This window comes from Janthinobacterium sp. RA13, assembly GCF_000745325.1.
GTDB classification, from domain to species: domain Bacteria; phylum Pseudomonadota; class Gammaproteobacteria; order Burkholderiales; family Burkholderiaceae_D; genus Janthinobacterium; species Janthinobacterium rivuli.
In genome coordinates this window covers 4,351,277-4,371,975 of the sequence record NZ_JQNP01000001.1, presented here as the reverse complement: position 1 = coordinate 4,371,975, position 20,699 = coordinate 4,351,277, and the positions used below count along the sequence as shown (strand labels likewise).

Sequence of the window (20,699 nt, the reverse complement as noted above, 5' to 3'; positions counted from 1 at the left end):
TTGTAAAGAGATGCAAACTTCATCATGCGCCCCGGCATCTGGCCGAAACGATTTATACTGTTTATTTCATTTATACGATATAAATCGTTTATATGGTTTATATAATTTATACCGTATAAATTGTTTATATCATTTATTTTCCGGCTTTTAAATTCTTGCTATAAATACCAGATGACGCTCTGCATTTAGCCCTGGCACCTGAATCGCTCGTAATTGCGTCACTTGCCAGTCCGCCGGCAGTCGCTCTCTCTCGTCTGGCGGTGCCACCCCTTTCAAGGCGATGAATTGCCCACCCTCGGCCAGCACGTGATTCGACCAGTTGACGAAGTCGGATAGGTCGGCAAAGGCGCGCGAGGTGATCACGTCGAATTTCTGCTGCACTTCCAGCTGTTCCACCCGTTTCGTGTACACGGTGACGTTGCTCAAGCCCAGTTCCGCCTTCACTTGCGTCAAAAATGCCGTCTTTTTATGCACCGTGTCGATCATCGACACTTTAATATCAGGCCGCGCGATGGCCAGAACCATGCCCGGCAAGCCGCCGCCGGCGCCCACGTCGAGCACATTCTTGGCGTCCGCGAACGCCGGCACGGCGGCCAGCGAATCGAGCACGTGCAGGGTCAGCATCTGCAGGGGATCGCGCACCGACGTCAGGTTGTACACGCTGTTCCATTTGGCCAGCAAGGCCAGGTAATCGAGCAGTTTTTCCGTCTGATCCGCGCTCAGGTCGAGCCCCAGCGCGGCAATGCCTTCATTCAAAATAGGGGCCAATGCGGCCCGGTCAAACTGCTTCATTCAACAACCTCGTCCTTTAAAGTGGTGGTCTGTATTTCGGCCTGACCTGCACCAAAACCGCGCTTTTTCAGGTGCACCAGCAGCAGCGAAATGGCCGCCGGCGTCACGCCGGAAATGCGCGAGGCCTGGCCCAGGGTTTCAGGGCGCTGCTTGTCGAGTTTTTGCCGCACTTCGACCGACAGCGCGCCGATATCCAGGTAATTGAAACCTTCCGGCAAAGCCAGGTTTTCATAGTGTTCGTGGCGCTCGATTTCCTTGCTCTGGCGCTCGATGTAACCCGCATATTTGAGCTGGATTTCCACCTGTTCGCGCACGGCAGGGTCCTCCACGCCGGGGCCGGCCAGGGCCTGGCCTTCCATGCCCGTCATGCTCATCAGGGTGTCGTAGGCGACGTTCGGGCGGCGCAGCAAGTCCGCCAGCGAATACTCGCGCTCGATGGCCTGGCCGACGATGCGTTCCGATTCCGCAGCCGCCAGGATGCGCGGATTGACCCACGTGGAACGCAAGCGCTCGAGTTCGCGCGCCACCGCTTCGCGCTTGGTCTCGAAGGCTTGCCACTGGGCGTCGCCGACGCAGCCCAAAGCGCGGCCGATTTCCGTCAAACGCATGTCGGCATTGTCTTCGCGCAGGCTCAAACGGTACTCGGCGCGGCTGGTGAACATGCGGTACGGTTCCTGCACGCCCTGGGTGATCAGATCGTCGACCAGCACGCCCAGATAAGCCTCGGAGCGGCCCGGTACCCAGGCTTCCTTGTCCTGCGTCAGCAAGGCCGCATTCAGGCCCGCCAGCATGCCTTGCGCGGCCGCTTCCTCGTAGCCGGTGGTGCCGTTGATCTGGCCAGCGAAGAACAGGCCGGCGACGGCCTTCGTTTCCAGCGACGCCTTCAAGCCGCGCGGGTCGAAATAATCGTATTCGATGGCGTAGCCGGGACGCAGGATGTGGGCGTTTTCCATGCCCTTCATCGACTGCACCAGGGCGATCTGCACGTCGAACGGCAGGCTCGTGGAGATGCCGTTCGGATAGAACTCGTGCGTCGTCAAGCCTTCCGGCTCGAGGAAGATCTGGTGCGATTCCTTGCCCGAGAAACGGTGGATCTTGTCTTCGATCGAGGGGCAATAACGGGGGCCGACGCCTTCGATGACGCCCGTGTACATGGGGCTGCGATCGAGGCCGGCACGGATGATGTCATGCGTCTGGCTATTCGTGTGCGTGACCCAGCACGGTACCTGGCGCGGGTGCATGGACGTGTTGCCCATCACGGAAAACACGGGCACGGGATCGAGGTCGCCCGGCTGCTCTTGCATCACGGAAAAGTCGATCGTGCGGCCATCGATGCGCGGCGGCGTGCCCGTTTTCAAGCGACCCTGCGGCAGCTTCAGCTCTTTCAAACGGGCCGACAGCGAAATGGAGGGTGGGTCGCCGGCGCGCCCGGCCGAGTAATTGTTCAAGCCCACGTGGATCTTGCCGTCGAGGAAAGTACCGGCCGTCAGCACCACGGCGCGCGCGAGAAACTTCAGGCCGATCTGCGTGACGGCACCAACGACGCGGTCACCTTCGACGATCAGGTCATCGACGGCTTGCTGGAACAGCCACAGGTTAGGCTGGTTTTCCAGGCGCGTGCGGATGGCGGCCTTGTACAAAAGACGGTCGGCCTGGGCGCGCGTGGCGCGAACTGCCGGGCCTTTCGAAGAGTTCAGGATGCGGAACTGGATGCCGGACTCGTCGGTGGCAATCGCCATCGCGCCGCCCATGGCATCGACTTCCTTAACCAGGTGGCCCTTGCCGATGCCACCGATGGAAGGGTTGCACGACATCTGGCCCAGTGTCTCAATATTATGCGTGAGCAATAGCGTCTTCTGCCCCATGCGGGCGGAAGCGAGGGCCGCCTCGGTACCGGCGTGACCACCACCGACAACGATGACGTCGAATTCTGTAGGAAATAACATGATAAATAGGTAACAGTGCAAGTAAAAATGCGGGAAGAGAGCTCCGATTATAGAGTCTTTTTGCAAGCGCAACCTTGCAACGGCCAATTTTTGCTTAATTTTTACTCAGCAGTGGCAAGTCAACGGTGTTTTCTGTTTCACGTGGAACACGAATCGCATCCAGGATGGAGGTGCGGCACTGGACAATGTTTGCTACAATTGCCGCATCGTCTGCATTCGTGGTCACGCCAGTGGCCAACGGGACGATCATCCAGGAGGACGGCCTCCCCCATCATGGGAACACACCGGGACGGCCCGCTCTGTATAAGGAGCCGCCATGGCCTGGATACTCTTACTGATTGCCGGCATGTTTGAAGTCGTGTGGGCATACTCGATGAAACTCTCCGAGGGTTTCACCAGACTCACTCCCTCCGTCATTACCATCGTCATGATGATCGCCAGCTTCGGCTTGCTGTCGCTGGCCATGCGCACCCTGCCCCTGGGCACGGCCTATACGATCTGGACGGGCATCGGTGCCGTCGGCGCCTTTATCGTCGGCATCGTCTTTCTGGGCGAGCAAGTCAACACCATGCGCGTGTGCGCCGCCGTCCTCATCGTGTGCGGCATCGTGCTGATGAAACTGTCGTCCAGTCACTGAGAGGAATCCCATGCTCCTCGAAAACTATTTTCCCGTCCTGCTGTTCATTCTGATCGGCATCCTCGTCGGCATCGTGCCCATGCTGCTGGGGCGCACGCTCGGTCCGCACAAACCCGATGCGCAAAAACTGTCGCCGTACGAATGCGGCTTCGAGGCATTCGGCGACGCGCGCATGAAGTTCGACATCCGTTTCTACCTGGTCGCCATCCTCTTCATCCTGTTCGATATCGAGGTGATCTTCCTGATGCCGTGGGCGGCCAATGTCAACGAACTGGGCCTCGCCGGTTTCTGGGCCGTCGTGGGCTTTCTCGCCGTGCTGACCATCGGACTAATCTATGAGTGGAAGAAAGGCGCGCTGGAGTGGGAATAACCCCCGCTTCTGGTTTCACGTGAAACAGGCGCGGGGCGGGAAAGCGGAGTAAGCTTGGCTTCTGTCCTTATCGTCAGGAGCCTGCATGTCCGCCTTCCAGTTCCGCACCGTGCCGCACCTGATCGTCGAAGCGGGCGCCGCCGCCCAGCTGGGCGTACACATCGCCCATCACTTCCCCACCGTGCGCCGCGCCCTGCTCGTCACGGACGCAGGCTTTTTGCGCACGGGCCTGGCGGATGCCTCCCTGCGCAGCTTGCAAGCCGCCGGCATCGAAGTCCACGTGTTTTCCGACGTGCAAGCCGATCCGCCCGAAGCCATCGTGCTGGCCGGCGTGGCCCAGGCGCAGATGTTTCACGTGGAACTGATTATCGGCCTCGGTGGCGGCAGCTCGCTGGATGTGGCCAAGCTGATCGCCGTGCTGGCGCCGGGCCACCAGGAACTGGCGCAACTGTATGGCATCGGCAATGTCCACGGCCAGCGCCTGCCCCTGGTGCAATTGCCGACCACGGCTGGCACGGGCTCGGAAGTGACGCACATCGCCATCGTCACCACGGGCGCCACCAGCAAGATGGGCGTGGTCGCGCCGCAACTATATGCGGACCTGGCCATCCTCGACGCCAGCCTGACCCTGGGCTTGCCGCCCGCCGTGACGGCCGCCACCGGCATCGACGCCATGGTGCATGCGATCGAAGCGTACACCAGCCGCCTGCTGAAAAACCCTTTGTCCGACATGCTGGCCACCCAGGCGCTGTCGCTGCTGTCGAGCAACCTGGTCACCGCCTGCCGCGATGGCAGCAACTTGCCGGCGCGCCAGGCCATGCTGCTCGGTGCCATGCTGGCCGGCCAGGCGTTTGCCAATGCGCCCGTGGCTGCCGTGCACGCGCTCGCCTATCCCATCGGTGGACTGTTCCACGTGCCACATGGCTTGTCGAACGCGCTGGTACTGCCGCACGTGCTGCATTTCAATTTGTCCCATGCGGCACCCCTGTATGCGCAGCTGGCCACCATCCTGCAGCCCGGCATCGCGGGCAGCGAGGAGGCGCGCGCCGTGGCCTTGATCGATACGATGCAGGAGATCGCCCTGGCCACCGGCATCGCGCGCACCCTGCGCGAGGTCGGCATCGCGGCCAGCGACCTGGACCGGCTGGCCGATGAAGCCATGCTGCAGACGCGTTTGCTCGGCAACAATCCCCGTCCCGTCACGCGCAGCGACGCGCGCGCCATCTATGCGGCCGCACTGTGAGCCAGCAAACGGAGCCAGTTCCTCCACCCTGCTACACTGCCGCCATGACGCCTCCCGACATCCCCATTCATCCTGACAGCACCAGCTTTCCGCACGGTGCCTGTGCCGGCTGCCATGACGGCACACCGCTGCCGTTTGCCTTCGAGTATGCGTATCAGCCCATCGTCGACCTCGCCACGCGCAGCATCTATGCGCACGAGGCGCTGGTGCGCGGCCCCAACGGCGAAAGCGCCGCCAGCGTGCTGGCGCAAGTGAACGACGCCAACCGCTACCGCTTCGACCAGGCTTGCCGCGTCAAGGCCGTGGCCGGCGCCGCCAGGCTGGGCATGCAGGGATATCTGTCGATCAACTTCCTGCCCAACGCCGTCTACCGTCCTGAAGTGTGCATCCGCAGCACCCTGGAAGCGGCCAGGCTGCATCACTTCCCTACCGATAAAATCATCTTTGAAGTGACGGAAGGCGAACGGGTACAAGACCGTCCCCATCTGGTCGAGATCTTCCGCGCCTACAGGCGCTTCGGTTTCCAAACGGCCATCGATGATTTCGGCGCCGGCTATGCGGGTTTGAATCTGCTGGCCGAATACCAGCCCGACATCATCAAGATAGACATGGACCTGGTGCGCGACATCGATACGCACGCACCGCGCCAGGCCATCGTGCGGGCCATCGCCAGCCTGTGCCGTGAACTCGGTATCCGTGTGCTGGCCGAAGGCATCGAGACGCGCGCCGAGCGCGATTTTCTTTCCGGCTGCGGCACTTCGCTGATGCAGGGCTACTGGTTTTCCAAGCCCGTCTTCCAGGGACTGGGCGATATCCCGGATACGGCCTGGGCATAAAAACGGCCACGTGAAACGTGGCCGCAGCGTCCACAGGCGAGACAGCCTAGTTGGGAATATCGACGACAGTCCCCGTCACGCCGATGACATTGCCAGGTGCCGGCGTTGCCGCAATCACCGGCACGTTGACATTCGTGATCAGGGTCGATGCATCGGCACGCGTCACCGTGCGCACTACCTGCGATGGCGGCAAGGCTTGCTTGGCATTCAAGTGCGCATACATGGCATCTAACGCCCGGTTCAGGTACACGTGCAGCGGCACGATCAGGGTCGGCAAGGCGCTGCTGAAGGAATCGAAGTGGTTGGCGTTCGTTACCTCGATATAGCGCAGCTTGCTATTGCTCCCCTCCACGGCAGCGTTCAGGCCCAGATAAGCGCGCGAAGCGTGATTGAGGGGAATCAGGGTGTCGCTGCGGCCGTGCACGATGATGGCCGGCTTGCCGTTCAATTTTCCGCTGGCCGCGACCTCGGCCATGCCTGCCCGCACGCGCACGCTTTGCGCAGCCAATGTCCCCTGCAAGTTGGCGCCGCTGACGGTGTCGCGCCCCGTCGCCAGGCTGCGCAGGCACAGGAAGCCGTCGAGCGACTGGTCCGCCAGGCTGTTTGACGGCGACACGCCGGCCGTGTACACCCTGGCGCCGCCCACGCTGTTCTCGTACACGACATTGCCAAGAATACCGTTTTGCGCGGCAAAGCTGGCCGCCTTTTGCGCCGACGTGAACGCGATCGGATTGCCGCCGCCATCCGTCTGCGCAAACGTGAAACCGCACACTTTATCGGTCACGGAGAATTTTCCATACGCATATGCATACGTGACGGCCACGAGGATGTTGGTGCCCGCGTGCGCTGCCTGCAGCGGATCGGAATCGACCAGCCAGCCATACGCGCGCAAGCGCTGCCTGGCGTCCGCCTGCTGCGCCGCCAGGTCGGCGCCGTTCAATAGCCCCTTGGCCACGAGCGCCGTGCAGCGTCCCGCATTGCCGGCCACGGAGGCGATGCACGGCTGATACAGGGCCGCATAGGTGGCGTAGTCGAACAGCGCACGGCCGGGATTGGCGACCGCCGCCCCGCCCTGGCGCACAGTGTAGGCGCTCGACGCCGCCGGCTGGATTTGTGGCTCGCTGACCGCCACGCCGCCGATCAAGCCCTTGCTATCCTGTTCCGCCGCCAGCAAGGCCGAGCCGGCGCCGTTGGAAATGCTCGAGGCAATCGTGATGGTGTTCTTTGGCGTCAGCCGCACGACGCGCGAACTACCGTCGCGGGCCAGCACGCCGTAGCGCTCGTTCAACACGTAATACGCCATCTCGACGGCCTGCAAGGTGACCTTGCCCCAATCCTTCTCGGGATTTTGCTGCGAGTGCGCATGCTTGAAGGCGATGCGGTTCGGATTGCTGCCCACCCAGGCCAGCCGCTCGGCATCGCTCAAGTCCGGCGCGAAGAGCGCGTTCTTGCCGGCGGCCACCCTGCCCACGCGCAGGCCGTTCTGCAGGTTGACGCTGTCGTCCTCGAACACGTACAAGCCCGTGCCGGAACCCTTGTCCGCATACGCCACGGCGCAGCCTTTTTTCAGGCCCCACTCGCCCGAGCTGCCGATGGCGCCGTAAATGCCACGCGAGCCGCTCGACGTGCCCGTGACGATGCACGCATGGTCGGGGTCGAAGCTGGCCGGCACCTGCACCATCAAGGTGACGTTCTTCTTGCCCGAGCCATCGTCGGCATAGGCGATGTATTCGCTGCCCGCGACCAAGCCCTCGCCCGTGCCCACGTTCCCGGACGCATCCACGTTCGGTCCGTACAAAGTACCGTAGCCGCTGTTGGCGGCAATGTCGAGCACGGCGCGGTAATTGGCGTAGATGGCATTGCGGCGCAGTTCGAGCGGCGTCGGCTGTTCCACGTTCGCATACGCGGGAGTTGCTCCCGCCAGCCCCGTCTTGCCCAGGCCGGCCGTGAGTAAGTCGTTCGTCTTGCCGTCGTAGTCGGCCCGCGTGATGGTGCCCAGGTAGCCGGGCATCTGGTTCAATTCTTCCGGCGCATGGTTGCTGCCGCAGGCGGCCAATGCCAGCAGGGTGCACAGGCTTGCGCCAGTGCCTGCGCGCGTGATCGTCGTTTGCATGGTGGTTCTCTCCGTTAAGGTAACAGTGGACGCACAATGAAAAACGCCGGACGATTCGTCCGGCGTTGCTTGAAAGTCAGACCGCGGCTTTGGCTGGCCTGCCGCCGAAGCGCGCGATGGCTTCGCCGACGATGCCGCGCCGGAACATCAGCACGCAGATGACGAAGATCACGCCGGTCACCATGCCCACCGATTCGCCCAGGGTGCCGAACCACTCGATGCCCGTGTGCGTGGCCAGATAGGTACCGACATCGCCCAGCTTGTTTTCCAGCGCGATGATCAAGACGGCGCCAAGGATGGGACCGGACAAAGTGCCCATGCCGCCCACCAGGGTCATCAGCACGACCAGGCCCGACATGCCCCAGTACACGTCGGTCAGCGTCTCAAAGCCCAGCACCAGGGTCTTGGTGGCGCCGGCCAGCGCGGCCAAGGAGGCGGACAGCACGATGGCCATCAGCTTGTACTTGTTGACGTCGTAGCCGAGCGAGATGGCGCGCGGCTCGTTTTCCTTGATCGCCTTGAGCACCTGGCCGAACGGCGAGTGGATGGTGCGCACGATCAGGGCGAAGCCGGCAACGAAGATGGCCAGCACGACGTAGTACAACACCGTGTCATTGCCCAGGTCTATCGTACCGAGCAAGGTTCCACGTGGAACACCCTGCAAGCCATCCTCGCCGCCCGTGAACGGCAGGCGCAAGGCGAGGAAGTACACCATCTGCGCCAGCGCCAGGGTGATCATCGTAAAGTAGATGCCCTGGCGGCGGATCGCCAGGCCGCCGATCACCAGGCCCAGCAAGGCGCCCGTAGCGACACCAGCCAGCAAACCCAGTTCCGTTGGCCAGCCCCAGGTGCGCAGCGCGTAGCCGGTGACATAGCCGGCGCCGCCAAAAAACGCCGCATGGCCAAACGAGAGCAAGCCCGTATAGCCGATCAGCAAGTTGAAAGCGCAGGCAAACAGGGCAAAGCACAGCAACTTCATCAGGAAGACGGGATAGCCGTAAAACGGGGCCGCCAACGCCAGCAGCAGGGCAATGGCGTAGCCTACATTCTTATTCATCGTGGTAGCTCCAATACATGACTGATGAGGATTACTTTTCTTTGCCGAACAGGCCGGCGGGACGCAGCAGCAGCACGATGACCATCACCACGAACACCACGGTGGCCGAGCCTTCCGGGTAGAACACGCGGGTCAGGCCCTCGATCACGCCCAGGCCCAGGCCCGTCAGGATGGAACCCATGATGGAACCCATGCCGCCGATCACCACCACGGCGAACACGACGATGATCAGGTTCGAGCCCATCAGCGGCGAGACCTGGATGATGGGCGCCGCCAGCACGCCGGCGAAACCGGCCAGGGCCACGCCGAAGCCGAACGTCAGGGTGACCATCAGCGGCACGTTGATGCCGAACGCTTCCACCAGTTTCGGGTTTTCCGTGCCGGCCCGCAGGTAGGCGCCGAGCTTGGTTTTTTCGATGACGAACCAGGTCGCCAGGCACACGGTGAGCGAAGCGATCACCACCCAGGCGCGGTAGTTCGGCAGGATCATGAAACCGAGATCCGTCGCGCCGGCCAGCGCTTCGGGCACGGCATACGGCTGGCCAGAGACGCCGTAGAAGGAGCGGAACACGCCTTCCATGATCAGGGTGATGCCGAAGGTCAGCAGCAAGCCATACAGGTGGTCGAGTTTATACAGCCAGCGCAGCATGGTTTTTTCGATCAGGATACCGACCAGGCCGACGAGGATCGGGGCGATGACCAGCATGGCCCAGTAACTGATGTCGAAATAGCTGAGGCCCATCCAGGCCAGGAAGGCGCCCATCATGTACATGGCGCCGTGCGAGAAATTAATAACGTTAAGCAAGCCGAAGATGACGGCCAGACCGAGGGACAACATGGCATAGAACGAGCCGTTGACGAGACCCAGCAGCAGCTGGCTCATCATCGCTTGTATTGGAACGCCGAAAATTTCCATGGCATCACAGTATAAAAAGCACCGCCGGACAGCGGTGTGGTATCAAGGGAAACGCGCCGCCGCAAACGGGTGCGGCGGCGCAAGGCGTACCCTGCGGGCGAAGTGCAGGACGGAGCGCACGCGCAGCGGCGGGCACTCCGTGGAGGTTGCTACAGCATTACTTCCACAGCGAACACTTCGATTCAGCCTTGGTCACATACGCCTGTGCGCCGGGCACGGTGGCGACCACCTTGTAGTAATCCCATGGATATTTCGACTCGGACGGTTTCTTCACTTCCATCAAATACATATCGTGCACCATGCGGCCATCGGGACGCACTTCGCCATTCTGGGTGAACATGTCGTTGATCTTGGTCTTTTTCAGGTAGGCCATGACCTTCTCGGTGTCATCCGTGCCGATCGCCTTGACGGCTTTCAGGTAATTCGCCGCGGCCGAATAGTCGGCCGCCTGCAGCATCGACGGCTCTTTCTTCATCTTGGCGAAATAGCGTTTCGACCAGGCGCGCGTGTCAGGATTCAAGTCCCAGTACCAGCCGTCCGTCAGGTACATGCCCTGCGTCAGGTTCAGGCCCAGCGAATGGATGTCATTGATGAAAATCAGCAAGCCGGCCAGTTTCATCGATTTCGTCAGACCGAACTCGTTGGCCGCCTTGATGCTGTTGATGGCGTCGCCGCCGGCATTGGCCAGGCCGAGGATTTGCGGCTTGGACGATTGCGCCTGCAGCAGGAAGGACGAGAAGTCCGAGGCGCCCAGCGGATGCTTGACGCTGCCCAGCACCTTGCCGCCGGCCGCCTTGACGACCTCGGCCGTGTCTTTTTCCAGCGAGTGGCCGAACGCATAATCTGCCGTCATGAAATACCAGTTCTTGCCGCCCTGCTTGACGATGGTGCCGCCCGTGCCGCGCGCCAGCGCCACCGTGTCATAGGCGTAATGCACGGTGTACGGCGTGCACTCTTCATTCGTCAGGCGCGAGGAGCCGGCGCCGATGGCGATGAAGATTTTTTTCTTTTCCGCCGCGACCTTGGCCATGGCCAGGCTGGCGCCGGAATTGGTGCCGCCGATCAGCATGTCGACGCCCTGCTGGTCGAACCATTCGCGCGCTTTCGAGGCGGCGATGTCAGCCTTGTTTTGATGGTCGGCGGAAATGAATTCCACCTTCTTGCCGGCCAGCACGACGCCAGCATCGGCGATCGCCATCTTGATGGCTTCCGCGCCGCCGAGGCCGTCGACGTCGGAATACACGCCCGACATGTCGGAAATAAAGCCGATCTTGATGGTGTCGCCCGATACCTGGGCATGCGCGGCGGCGGACAAGCCCAATGCGCACAGGGTGGCGGTGGCAATGGCGATAGCGTTACGTTTCATAGTGTCTCCGTTGGGATTATTGTTTGCTATTCAGTCGATTGCTGGACGATGACGAGTACAACAGACTACATGGGGACTACACGCCAAGCAGCTCGGTCAGTACCGGCATCTTGGCCTCCAGTTCGGATGCAGCAAAAGTCTCGACGATCTGACCGTGCTCCATCACATAAAACCGGTCCGCCAGCGGCGCGGCAAACCGGAAATTCTGTTCCACCATGACGATGGTGTAACCCTTCGCTTTCAGGGTGGTGATCATGCGCGCCAGCCCTTGCACGATGACGGGCGCCAGGCCTTCGGAAATTTCATCGAGCAGCAGCAAACGCGCGCCCGTGCGCAGGATGCGCGCCACGGCCAGCATCTGCTGTTCCCCGCCCGACAGGCGCGTGCCCTGGCTGTGGCGGCGTTCCTGCAAGTTCGGGAACATGGCGTAGATTTCCTCCACCGACATGCCCTTCTCGCCGCTGGCCAGGGTCGGCGGCAGCAGCAGGTTTTCCTCGGTCGACAGCGACGAGAAAATGCCGCGCTCTTCGGGACAATACCCGATGCCCAGGTGGGCGATTTTGTGCGTAGCCAAACCTATCGCTTCGACGCCGTTGACTTTGATGGAGCCCGTGCGTGCGCCCGTCAAGCCCATGATGGCGCGCAAGGTAGTGGTGCGGCCGGCGCCGTTGCGGCCCAGCAAAGTCACCACTTCGCCCTGCTCCACTTTCAGGTTCACGTCGTGCAGGATGTGCGACTCGCCATACCAGGTGTGCAGCTGTGCGATTTCCAGTGCGGGTGCCTTGTTGCTAACGGTCATCAATGTGCCCCTTCCAGTTCGGCGTGGGTGGTGCCCATGTACGCTTCCATCACTTGCGGATTGCGCGACACTTCCGCGTAACTGCCTTCGGCCAGCATGGCGCCGCGCTGCAGGACAGAAATCTTGTCGCAGATGCCGGAAACCACGCTCATATTGTGTTCCACCATCAAAATCGTGCGGCCAGCCGACACTTTTTTAATCAGCTCCGTCACGCGGTGCACGTCTTCGTGGCCCATGCCCTGCGTCGGTTCGTCGAGCAGCATCATTTCCGGTTCCATCGCCAGGGTGGTGGCAATTTCCAGCGCCCGCTTGCGCCCGTAGGGCATGTCGACCGTGATGGTGTCGGCAAACTCCGTCAGGTCGACCTCGGCCAGCAAGGCCATGGCGCGGTCGTTGAGCTGGTTCAATGCCCGTTCGCTTTGCCAAAAGTGGAACGAGGTACCGAGCTGGCGCTGCAAGCCGATGCGCACATTTTGCAGCACGGACAAATGCGGGAAGACGGCGGAAATCTGGAAGGAACGGATCACGCCCATGCGCGCGATCTGGGCCGGTTTGGCGGCCGTGATATCTTTCCCATTGAACAGGATCTGTCCGGAAGTGGGGACCAGGAATTTGGTGAGCAAGTTAAAACACGTGGTCTTGCCGGCGCCGTTAGGACCGATCAAGGCGTGGATATGGCCGCGCTCTACCTTCAGGTTCACCTCGCTCACAGCGGTGAAACCCTTGAATTCCTTGGTCAAATTTCTTGTTTCCAAGATTACGTTTGACATCGTGTCTCCTAGTTGTACTTTTTGTACTACTTAGTCATTTTTATAATACACAACTTAAATTTAACGCACAATACAGTATAACTACGGGGATTTTTCACCAGCCCGAATGGCGCAAACTCGCACGCTTGCCCGGCTATTTCCACGCCGCATGTATCATTTGCGCCGCTTTTTCCGCGATCATCACGGTGGGCGAGTTCGTATTACCAGAAGTAATGTACGGCATGATCGAGGCATCGACGACGCGCAAACCCGCCACGCCGATCACGCGCAACTGGCTGTCGACCACGCTCGACGGATCGCTGGCCTGGCCCATGCGGCAAGTACCCACCGGGTGAAAGATGGTGGTGCCGATCTGGCTGGCCGCCTGCGCCAGCTCTTCCTGGCTCTGGAATTGCACGCCGGGCTTGTATTCTTCCGGAGAGAATTGTTTCAGGGCCGGCGCGGCGGCGATGGCCCGCGTCAGCCGCAAGGCGTCGGCCGCGACCTTGCGATCCTGCTCGGTACTCAGATAATTGGGCACGATCTTCGGCGCCGCGTAGCTGTCGGCAGACGCGATGTGGACGTGGCCGCGCGAAGTGGGACGCAGATTGCAGACGCTGGCCGTAAACGCGGGAAACGCGTGCAAGGGTTCACCAAATTTGTCGAGCGACAGCGGTTGCACGTGATATTGCAGGTTCGGCGTGGCTTGCAGCGGATCGGACTTGGCGAACGCCCCCAGCTGCGACGGCGCCATCGACATGGGCCCGCTCTGGAACAGCGCATACTGCAGGCCGATCTGCATCTTGCCCAGCATATTGCCCGCCATGATGTTCAGGGTTTTCACGCCCTGCACCTTGTATACCATGCGCAGCTGCAGATGGTCCTGCAAATTGCCGCCCACGCCGGCGGCATCGACCACGGGAACAATCCCATGCTGCTGCAGCAAGGCGGCCGGGCCGATACCGGACAGTTGCAGCAATTGCGGCGAACCGATGGCGCCCGCCGTCAGCAGGGTTTCCCGTTTGGCCGTCGCCTGCCATTGCGTGCCGCCGCCCGTAAACACGATGCCCGTGCAACGGGGACACGAGTCCGTGGTCTCGAGCAACAGGCGTTCCACGTGGCAGCCCGTCATGATGGTCAGATTCGGGCGGCGCGATGCCGGTTTCAGAAACGCTTTCGAGGTATTCCAGCGGATGCCGCGGCGCTGGTTGACGTCGAAATACGCGCTGCCGCTGTTGTCGCCACCATTGAAATCGCTGGTTTTCGGAATGCCGACCTGCTGCGCCGCATCGCGGAACGCGTTCAAAATATCCCACGACAGCCGCTGTTTTTCCACGCGCCACTCACCACCGACGCCATGGTTTTCCGAGGCGCCGCCGTAGTAATCCTCGCTTTGCTTAAAGAGCGGCAAGACCTTGTCCCAGCGCCAGGAAGCGTCGTCCGTCAAGTCGGCCCAGTGGTCGTAATCGCCGGCCTGGCCCCGCATATAGATCATGCCGTTGATGGAAGAGCTGCCGCCCAGGACTTTTCCGCGTGGATAGATCAGGCTGCGCCCGCCCAGTCCCGCGTCCGCCTGGGTGGAATACAGCCAGTCCGTGCGGGGATTGCCGATGCAATGCAGATAGCCGACGGGGATGTGGATCCACACGTAATCGTCCTTGCCGCCCGCTTCCACGAGTAAAACGTTGGCATCCTTGTCGCGCGTTAGCCGGTTGGCCAGCACGCAACCTGCCGTGCCGCCGCCCACGATGATGTAGTCGTATTCGCCTGCCGATTCCAATGAAGCTCCTTTCGGTATGCCATCAAGCTGTCGCGCGGCGTGTCTCCCCGCCGCGTTCCGCTACCAGAGTCTGTCTTTCTTCATGCATGCATGGCTGCTGAGCCGCCTTGAGATTACCACCAGTGCAGGGCCAGGGCGACATTAATCGTTGCCACAGATACGGACAAGCGTCACGGCCAGGTAAAAAGAGCACAAAACAAGGGGCTGCAAGCTGTGGATAACCGTATGGATATCCACAGGGACGATATGTGTGTAAACGAAAAATTTTTTCAGCGGCTTTTTTTTGTCCAGAAACCGTCCCAGGCAGATACAACGCTTACTCAGCGCTTATCCGCACGCCAAGCGATTGTTTACAAGGATAAATCGGCACTTATCCACAGAAGATGCGCCCGTTAACTACTATTACTATTCTTGTATACGATCTTGTTAAGGTAAACCCGACAACGCACGCTTTGCCTGCTCTGCGTCTTCGGGAAGGTTCGCAAGCCTGTCTTCAAAAAAAAAGCCGACGAGCTACCTTGGCTGACAAAAAAAATCGCGCCAACAACTGAGCGACGAAAACCGGCACGGCCGATATCACGCGCACTGCACTGCCAAACCGTTTTGCAAAATGGATACGTCAACAGACCTGAGCAGGCACAGTGCCAGCAAGCGCTTCGATGTCGAAAAGAGGGAAAATTTACAACGATTGTGGATAAGTCACTTGATATCCACAGGATGACTTGTGAGTAAGCACGAAGTTATGCGCAGGCCCGCATTTTATACAATTTTGCTCCTCGCGTGATACAGCGATTATGCACGCTTTATTTTGCGCGTAAACGATTGATCCTGTTGAAAAAAAGCGACTTATCCACAGAAAAAAACGCGTTTACTATTACTACTATTTTTATATATGGATCTATTGTAAACCGACAAAAAAAGCGGAAGTCCGGGGATATTTCCAGAAAGCATGCAAAACCGTCAAAAAAAAAAGCCAACGGCGACTTCACGACCCACTACCAAACCGTCTTCCAGGAATCACCTCGATGCCAGTCTCGGTGAAAGAACAACGCTCGTGGCCGCTTACTGTTGATTGCCAGACTTGGATCCATGCTGACGAAGCACGTCAAACATGCCACTACAGCAAGAAAATCCGCGATTTTTGCGTGCAGGTGTGGATAAGTGCCTGCATATCCACAGGATGAGATGTGGGAAAAGTCGATCTTTGTCCACAAGCCGATTTTTATCCCAAACAAGTCCTGCGTAGATACAATGCTTGTGCGCCTACTTTTTTGTGCGCTAAGTTGATGATTTTTCGATGGTATACCGACTTATCCACAAAAAAATGGCCGTTTACTATCACTACTATTTTTATGTATACATCTTTATTTAAAACACAGAGACAAACGCGAACGGTGGAAAAGTCGCCGAAACGGCTGTTTTCACCATGTAAACCGTTTTGCAATCCCCAAAACCTGTAAAAACAGCATGAATTCACACAAAAATATGCGTTTAGGCATCATCAGTGCCTTGCACGAAGAACAGCAGGGGCTGGTAGAAGCCATGCAAGGCCCCCAGAGGCGTTCGCACGGCATGCGCGACTACACCCTGGGAACCCTGTGGAATATCGACGCTGTGTGCGTCCTGTCGCGTCTGGGCAAGGTTGCCGCTGCCATGACAGCTTCTATCCTTGTGGAAAAGTACGGAGTTACCCACATCGTCTTCACCGGCGTGGCCGGCAGTGGGGATAAACGTGTGAAAGTGGGCGATATCGTGGTGGCCGAAGCGCTGCTGCAGCACGATATGGACGCTCGCCCTTTGTTTCCCCGCTTTGAAGTGCCGTTGACGGGACTGCAGCGCTTTGCCACGGACCTGGAACTGAGCACGCAACTGGCTGGCGCCGCGGAAGATTTCCTGCGTGACGATGTGTCCAGCGTGCTCAAGGCGGCCGATATTGCGCAATTCGGTCTGCAACATGCGCAAGTGCACCGCGGCCTGATCGCCAGCGGCGACCAGTTCATCAGCAGCGCCGCGCATGTGAACCAGCTCAAAGCTGATATCCCCGACCTGCTGGCCGTCGAAATGGAAGGCGCCGCCGTGGCGCAAGTGTGTTTTGAACTGGGCGTGCCGTTTACGGTCATGCGCACCATTTCCGACAACGCCAACGAAGAGGCGGCCATCGACTTCATGCGTTTCGTGCAAACCGTCGCTTCGCCGTATGCGTTGACGGTGATTCAGCAATTGTGCCAGCGCCTGGCTGGCTGATTTTTCATCCAGCGTGCATAAAAAAAGGGCAGAACCACTGGTTCTGCCCTTTTGCGTTGACTGCCTGCTTAAAATTTAGACACTCAGCATCATCAAACTCGCGTTACCGCCGGCCGCCGTCGTATTCACGCACAGCGCCCGCTCAGCGACGAGGCGCCACAGGGGGATGACACCCTCCTGCGTGGTGGCGATGGTGCCCACCAGGGCCCCTTCCCGTGCCGCCAACAGCGGTTTGAGTTGCGCATCGAGGCTAGGCTCGATCATGGCGATCTGGAAATCATGCTTGACCGACTCCAGGCTGCTGACGACCTGGATGCGATCTTTCAGCGCCGCCGGCAAGTCACCGGGAATCAGATCCGGCGCTTGCGCCAGCACCAGGGCCTGATTTCCGGTGGCCAGCACGGCCGCCAGCTGGTTCATCAAGGTGCCGGACGTGGCGGCAGCGCAGAGTATCGTGCCGCGCGCGGCAAAGCTCAGGGTATTGCGCTCGCCGGTCGGGCCTGGCAAGACGGTGGTGCTGCCCAGCAAGGTCGTGCGTGCGTATTCCTGCGCCAGTTGCTCGACCTTGTCGTGGCCGTGCATCTTTGCCCACACGGTCAGCGCGTCGAGCGCTGGCGGCGCCTGGCGCTGGTGCTGCGCGCCGGCCGGCGCATTGCGTTGCAGGCGTTTCAGGTACAGGGGGCCACCGGCTTTCGGTCCCGTGCCCGATTTGCCTTCGCCGCCGAACGGTTGCACGCCGACGACGGCGCCGACGATGTTGCGGTTTACATAAATATTGCCCACATGCGCGCGCTTGGTGATGAAATCGATGGTTTCATCGATGCGCGTATGGATGCCCAGGGTCAAACCGTAACCGCTGTCGTTGATCGATTGCACCAGTTGCGGCAGTTCGGAGCGCTTGTAGCGGATCACGTGCAGCACGGGGCCGAAGACTTCCTGCGTCAATTGTGCCAGCGACTTGATTTCCAGCACGGTCGGGGCGACGAACGTGCCTTTGACGGTCGGCAAATCGAGCGAATAATGGTCGATGGCCATGGTTTTCATCTTGTTGATGTGCGCCAGCAAGTTACTTTGCGCTTCCGCATCGATGACGGGACCGATATCGGTAGCCAGACGGTCAGGATTACCAACGCGCAATTCCTGCATGGCGCCCTTGAGCATGTGGATGGTTTTGTCGGCGATTTCCGTTTGCAGGAACAGCACGCGCAAGGCCGAGCAGCGCTGTCCGGCGCTATCGAAAGCGGACGACATCACGTCTTGCACCACTTGTTCCGGCAAGGCGGACGAATCGACGATGAGGGCATTCTGGCCACCCGTTTCGGCGATCAGGGGAATGTCGATGCCTTCGGCCACGGCGCGCGCGGACAAGTTGCGGTTGATCAATTGCGCCACTTCCGTCGAGCCCGTGAAAATCACGCCTTTTACGCGCGTGTCATTGCACAGGCCGGCGCCAACGACCTCGCCGCTGCCGGGAAGGAATTGCAGCGCGCCGCGCGGCACGCCCGCCGCATGCAGCAATTGCACGGCGCGGTGGGCGATCAGCGGCGTTTGCTCGGCCGGCTTGGCCAGCACCACGTTGCCGGCGGCCAGGGCGGCGGCCAGCTGGCCCGTAAAGATGGCCAGCGGGAAGTTCCACGGACTGATGCAGGTGACGGGACCGAGCGCCAGGGTGTTCGGCGCGTGTTCCACCTGCGCCGCGTAGTAGCGCAGGAAGTCGACGGCTTCGCGGATTTCCGCGATCGCGTTCGGCAGGGACTTGCCCGCTTCGCGCACGGCCAGGGCCATCAGCTCGATATGGTGCTCTTCGAACAGGTCGGCTGCGCGCAATAACGCTTGCGCGCGGATCGACGGTTCCGTCGTTTGCCAATCCATGGCGTAAGCGCTGGCGCTGGCCAGCGCCGTTTCGACGTCGGCCGGACCGGCTTCCATGACCTTGCCCACGACATCGTCGTGCTGGGCCGGGTTGTGCAGCATGTGCGTGGGGCCATTCAGGCTGACGGCGCCATCGATCAGCGGCGCGGCCTGCCAGGTCTGCTGCTGCGCCAGGCCGGTGGCCAGGGTGCGCAAGGTGTCTTCATTCGACAGATCCAGGCCGGCCGAGTTCTTGCGTTCGTTGCCAAACATGTCCAGCGGCAGCGGAATCGACGGGTGCGGCAAGCCGCCCTGCAGGCGCGCCTGCTCGAGCGGATCGCGGATCAGGCTATCGATGGCCACGCTTTCGTCGACGATCTGGTTGACGAATGACGAGTTGGCGCCGTTTTCCAGCAGGCGGCGCACCAGGTAGGCCAGCAGGGTTTCATGCGAACCGACAGGGGCGTAGATACGGCACGGCTTGTCGAGGTTATCGCGTCCGACGACCTGGTCGTACAAGGTCTCGCCCATGCCGTGCAGACACTGGAATTCGTAGTCGGTAATGCCGTCGCGTTTCGCCCAGGTATAAATGGTCGACAGGGTTTGTGCGTTGTGCGTGGCAAATTGTGGGTAGATATCCTTGCTGGCGGCCAGCAGCTTTTGCGCACACACGAGGTAAGAAACGTCCGTGTAAACCTTGCGCGTGTAGACGGGATAGCCTTCCTGGCCGTCGACTTGCGCGCGTTTGACTTCCGCATCCCAATACGCGCCTTTTACCAGGCGCACCATGAACTTGCGGCCGCTGCGGCGCGCCAGGTCGATCAGGTAATCGATGGCGTACGGGCAGCGTTTTTGATATGCCTGCACCACGTAGCCGATGCCGTCGAAGCCGGCCAACTCTGCATCAAAGGCCAGTGCTTCCATCAGGTCGAGCGACAGTTCCAGGCGGTCCGTTTCTTCCGCATCAATGTTGAAGCCGATGTTGTACTGTTTGGCCAGCAACAGCAGCGCTTTGACTTTCGGCAGCAATTCTTCCATGACACGGGCGCGCTGGGCACGGCTGTAGCGTGCGTGCAGGGCCGACAGTTTCACGGAAATGCCGGGGCCGTTCTTGATGCCGCGGCCGTTCGACGCCTTGCCGATGGCGTGGATCGCCGTTTCGTACGAGGCATAGTAATTGGCCGCGTCCTGCTGCGTCAGGGCCGCCTCGCCCAGCATGTCGTACGAGTAGCGGTAGCCGCGCGTTTCATTCTCGCGACTGTTCTTCAGCGCTTCCTCGATGGTCTGGCCCGTTACAAACTGGTTGCCCAGCATGCGCATGGCCAGGTCGACGCCCTTGCGTATCAGCGGTTCGCCGCCTTTGGCGATGAGCTTGGTCATGGCCGAACCGAGGCCCGATTCGCTGCTGGTACTGACCAGTTTGCCCGTGATCAGCAAGCCCCAGGTGGCCGCGTTGACGAACAGCGATGGCGATTCGCCCAGGTGTTTTTTCCAGTCACCCTTGCTGATTTTGTCGGCGATCAGGCGATCAGCCGTTTGACTGTCGGGTATACGCAACAGCGCTTCAGCCAGACACATCAATGCAACACCTTCTTCCGACGACAGCGAGAACTCGTGCATCAGTGCATCGACGCCGGAGGCGCGTGTGCGTTTTTGGCGCACGTTCGAGACCAGACGGTGCGCCAGCGCTTGCCCTTCGGCCGTCGTTTCGGCACTGCAGGGGCGCACTTGTTGCAACAGCCACTGCACGGCGGAAACCTCATCGCGCCTATAGGCGGCGGTGATGGCGGCGCGTTGTGGTGTCGCTTCGGGCAGGATTTCTGCCTGGAACGCAGCAAAAGGAATCGGGGTAAAAGCCGAGGGGCCTGCAGGGTGCATAAGTGCTCTTTACAAGGAAAAGGGGACGAAAACTGACGTAATTCTTGCTCTTTTTTGGTGCAAAAAAATACAGAAAGTCGGACGTTAAGATGATTCGATTGTAAAGGGGATTCTTATGGATT

At 60.3% G+C, this 20,699-nt stretch carries 15 protein-coding genes; 5 read left to right on the top strand and 10 right to left on the bottom strand.

Annotation, left to right across the window (positions count from 1 at the left end; genetic code table 11):
• Positions 1 to 147: 147 nt before the first annotated feature.
• Both rsmG and mnmG read right to left on the bottom strand, forming a co-directional pair.
• Positions 148 to 792: a 16S rRNA (guanine(527)-N(7))-methyltransferase RsmG gene (gene rsmG / locus FG13_RS19255; protein ID WP_035823460.1), complete on the bottom strand. Its 645-nt coding sequence runs from the start codon at positions 790 to 792 to the stop codon at positions 148 to 150.
• On the bottom strand, positions 789 to 2,738 hold the full coding sequence (gene mnmG / locus FG13_RS19250; protein ID WP_035823458.1) for a tRNA uridine-5-carboxymethylaminomethyl(34) synthesis enzyme MnmG: 1,950 nt from the start codon (positions 2,736 to 2,738) through the stop codon (positions 789 to 791). Before mnmG ends, rsmG begins: the two co-directional genes overlap by 4 nt.
• Before the next feature lie 316 nt (positions 2,739 to 3,054).
• On the opposite strand from mnmG, the gene sugE reads away from it, so the two are divergent.
• The 4 genes from sugE (at position 3,055) to FG13_RS19230 (ending at position 5,824) form a co-directional block, all read left to right on the top strand.
• Positions 3,055 to 3,375, top strand: coding sequence for a quaternary ammonium compound efflux SMR transporter SugE (sugE, locus tag FG13_RS19245; RefSeq protein ID WP_035823456.1), 321 nt, complete (start codon positions 3,055 to 3,057; stop codon positions 3,373 to 3,375).
• A gap of 10 nt (positions 3,376 to 3,385) precedes the next feature.
• The gene (locus tag FG13_RS19240) at positions 3,386 to 3,745 is read left to right on the top strand and encodes an NADH-quinone oxidoreductase subunit A (RefSeq protein WP_035823454.1); all 360 of its coding nucleotides are present in this window, start codon (positions 3,386 to 3,388) and stop codon (positions 3,743 to 3,745) included.
• Positions 3,746 to 3,830: 85 nt separating this feature from the next.
• Positions 3,831 to 4,988, top strand: a complete 1,158-nt coding sequence (locus tag FG13_RS19235; RefSeq protein WP_035823449.1) for an iron-containing alcohol dehydrogenase — start codon at positions 3,831 to 3,833, stop codon at positions 4,986 to 4,988.
• A gap of 44 nt (positions 4,989 to 5,032) precedes the next feature.
• A complete protein-coding gene (locus FG13_RS19230) occupies positions 5,033 to 5,824 on the top strand; it encodes an EAL domain-containing protein (RefSeq protein WP_035823447.1) in 792 nt (263 codons plus the stop codon).
• 46 nt (positions 5,825 to 5,870) lie between these two features.
• Here the strand turns inward: FG13_RS19230 and FG13_RS19225 are convergent, their stop codons facing one another.
• From FG13_RS19225 to FG13_RS19195, 7 genes are all read right to left on the bottom strand, one after another.
• On the bottom strand, positions 5,871 to 7,937 hold the full coding sequence (locus tag FG13_RS19225) for a 3-hydroxybutyrate oligomer hydrolase family protein (protein ID WP_035823446.1): 2,067 nt from the start codon (positions 7,935 to 7,937) through the stop codon (positions 5,871 to 5,873).
• Positions 7,938 to 8,013: 76 nt separating this feature from the next.
• Positions 8,014 to 8,994, bottom strand: a complete 981-nt coding sequence (locus FG13_RS19220) for a branched-chain amino acid ABC transporter permease (RefSeq protein WP_035823444.1) — start codon at positions 8,992 to 8,994, stop codon at positions 8,014 to 8,016.
• A gap of 31 nt (positions 8,995 to 9,025) precedes the next feature.
• Positions 9,026 to 9,910: a branched-chain amino acid ABC transporter permease gene (locus FG13_RS19215; RefSeq protein ID WP_034783850.1), complete on the bottom strand. Its 885-nt coding sequence runs from the start codon at positions 9,908 to 9,910 to the stop codon at positions 9,026 to 9,028.
• 157 nt (positions 9,911 to 10,067) lie between these two features.
• On the bottom strand, positions 10,068 to 11,276 hold the full coding sequence (locus tag FG13_RS19210; protein ID WP_035823441.1) for an ABC transporter substrate-binding protein: 1,209 nt from the start codon (positions 11,274 to 11,276) through the stop codon (positions 10,068 to 10,070).
• Positions 11,277 to 11,352: 76 nt separating this feature from the next.
• A complete protein-coding gene (locus FG13_RS19205; RefSeq protein WP_035823439.1) occupies positions 11,353 to 12,075 on the bottom strand; it encodes an ABC transporter ATP-binding protein in 723 nt (240 codons plus the stop codon).
• Positions 12,075 to 12,845, bottom strand: coding sequence for an ABC transporter ATP-binding protein (locus tag FG13_RS19200; protein ID WP_035823437.1), 771 nt, complete (start codon positions 12,843 to 12,845; stop codon positions 12,075 to 12,077). The genes FG13_RS19205 and FG13_RS19200 overlap by 1 nt, the downstream gene beginning before the upstream one ends.
• Positions 12,846 to 12,978: 133 nt before the next feature.
• Positions 12,979 to 14,604: a GMC family oxidoreductase gene (locus FG13_RS19195; RefSeq protein ID WP_035823435.1), complete on the bottom strand. Its 1,626-nt coding sequence runs from the start codon at positions 14,602 to 14,604 to the stop codon at positions 12,979 to 12,981.
• Between the two features lie 1,467 nt (positions 14,605 to 16,071).
• Here FG13_RS19195 and FG13_RS19190 point away from each other — a divergent pair.
• Positions 16,072 to 16,848 carry a 5'-methylthioadenosine/adenosylhomocysteine nucleosidase gene (locus FG13_RS19190; RefSeq protein ID WP_081922645.1) on the top strand — a complete coding sequence of 259 codons (777 nt, stop codon included), beginning with the start codon at positions 16,072 to 16,074 and terminating at the stop codon, positions 16,846 to 16,848.
• Between the two features lie 75 nt (positions 16,849 to 16,923).
• Here FG13_RS19190 and putA read toward each other — a convergent pair whose 3' ends face one another.
• Positions 16,924 to 20,577, bottom strand: coding sequence for a trifunctional transcriptional regulator/proline dehydrogenase/L-glutamate gamma-semialdehyde dehydrogenase (putA, locus tag FG13_RS19185; protein ID WP_035823433.1), 3,654 nt, complete (start codon positions 20,575 to 20,577; stop codon positions 16,924 to 16,926).
• Positions 20,578 to 20,699: the final 122 nt, after the last annotated feature.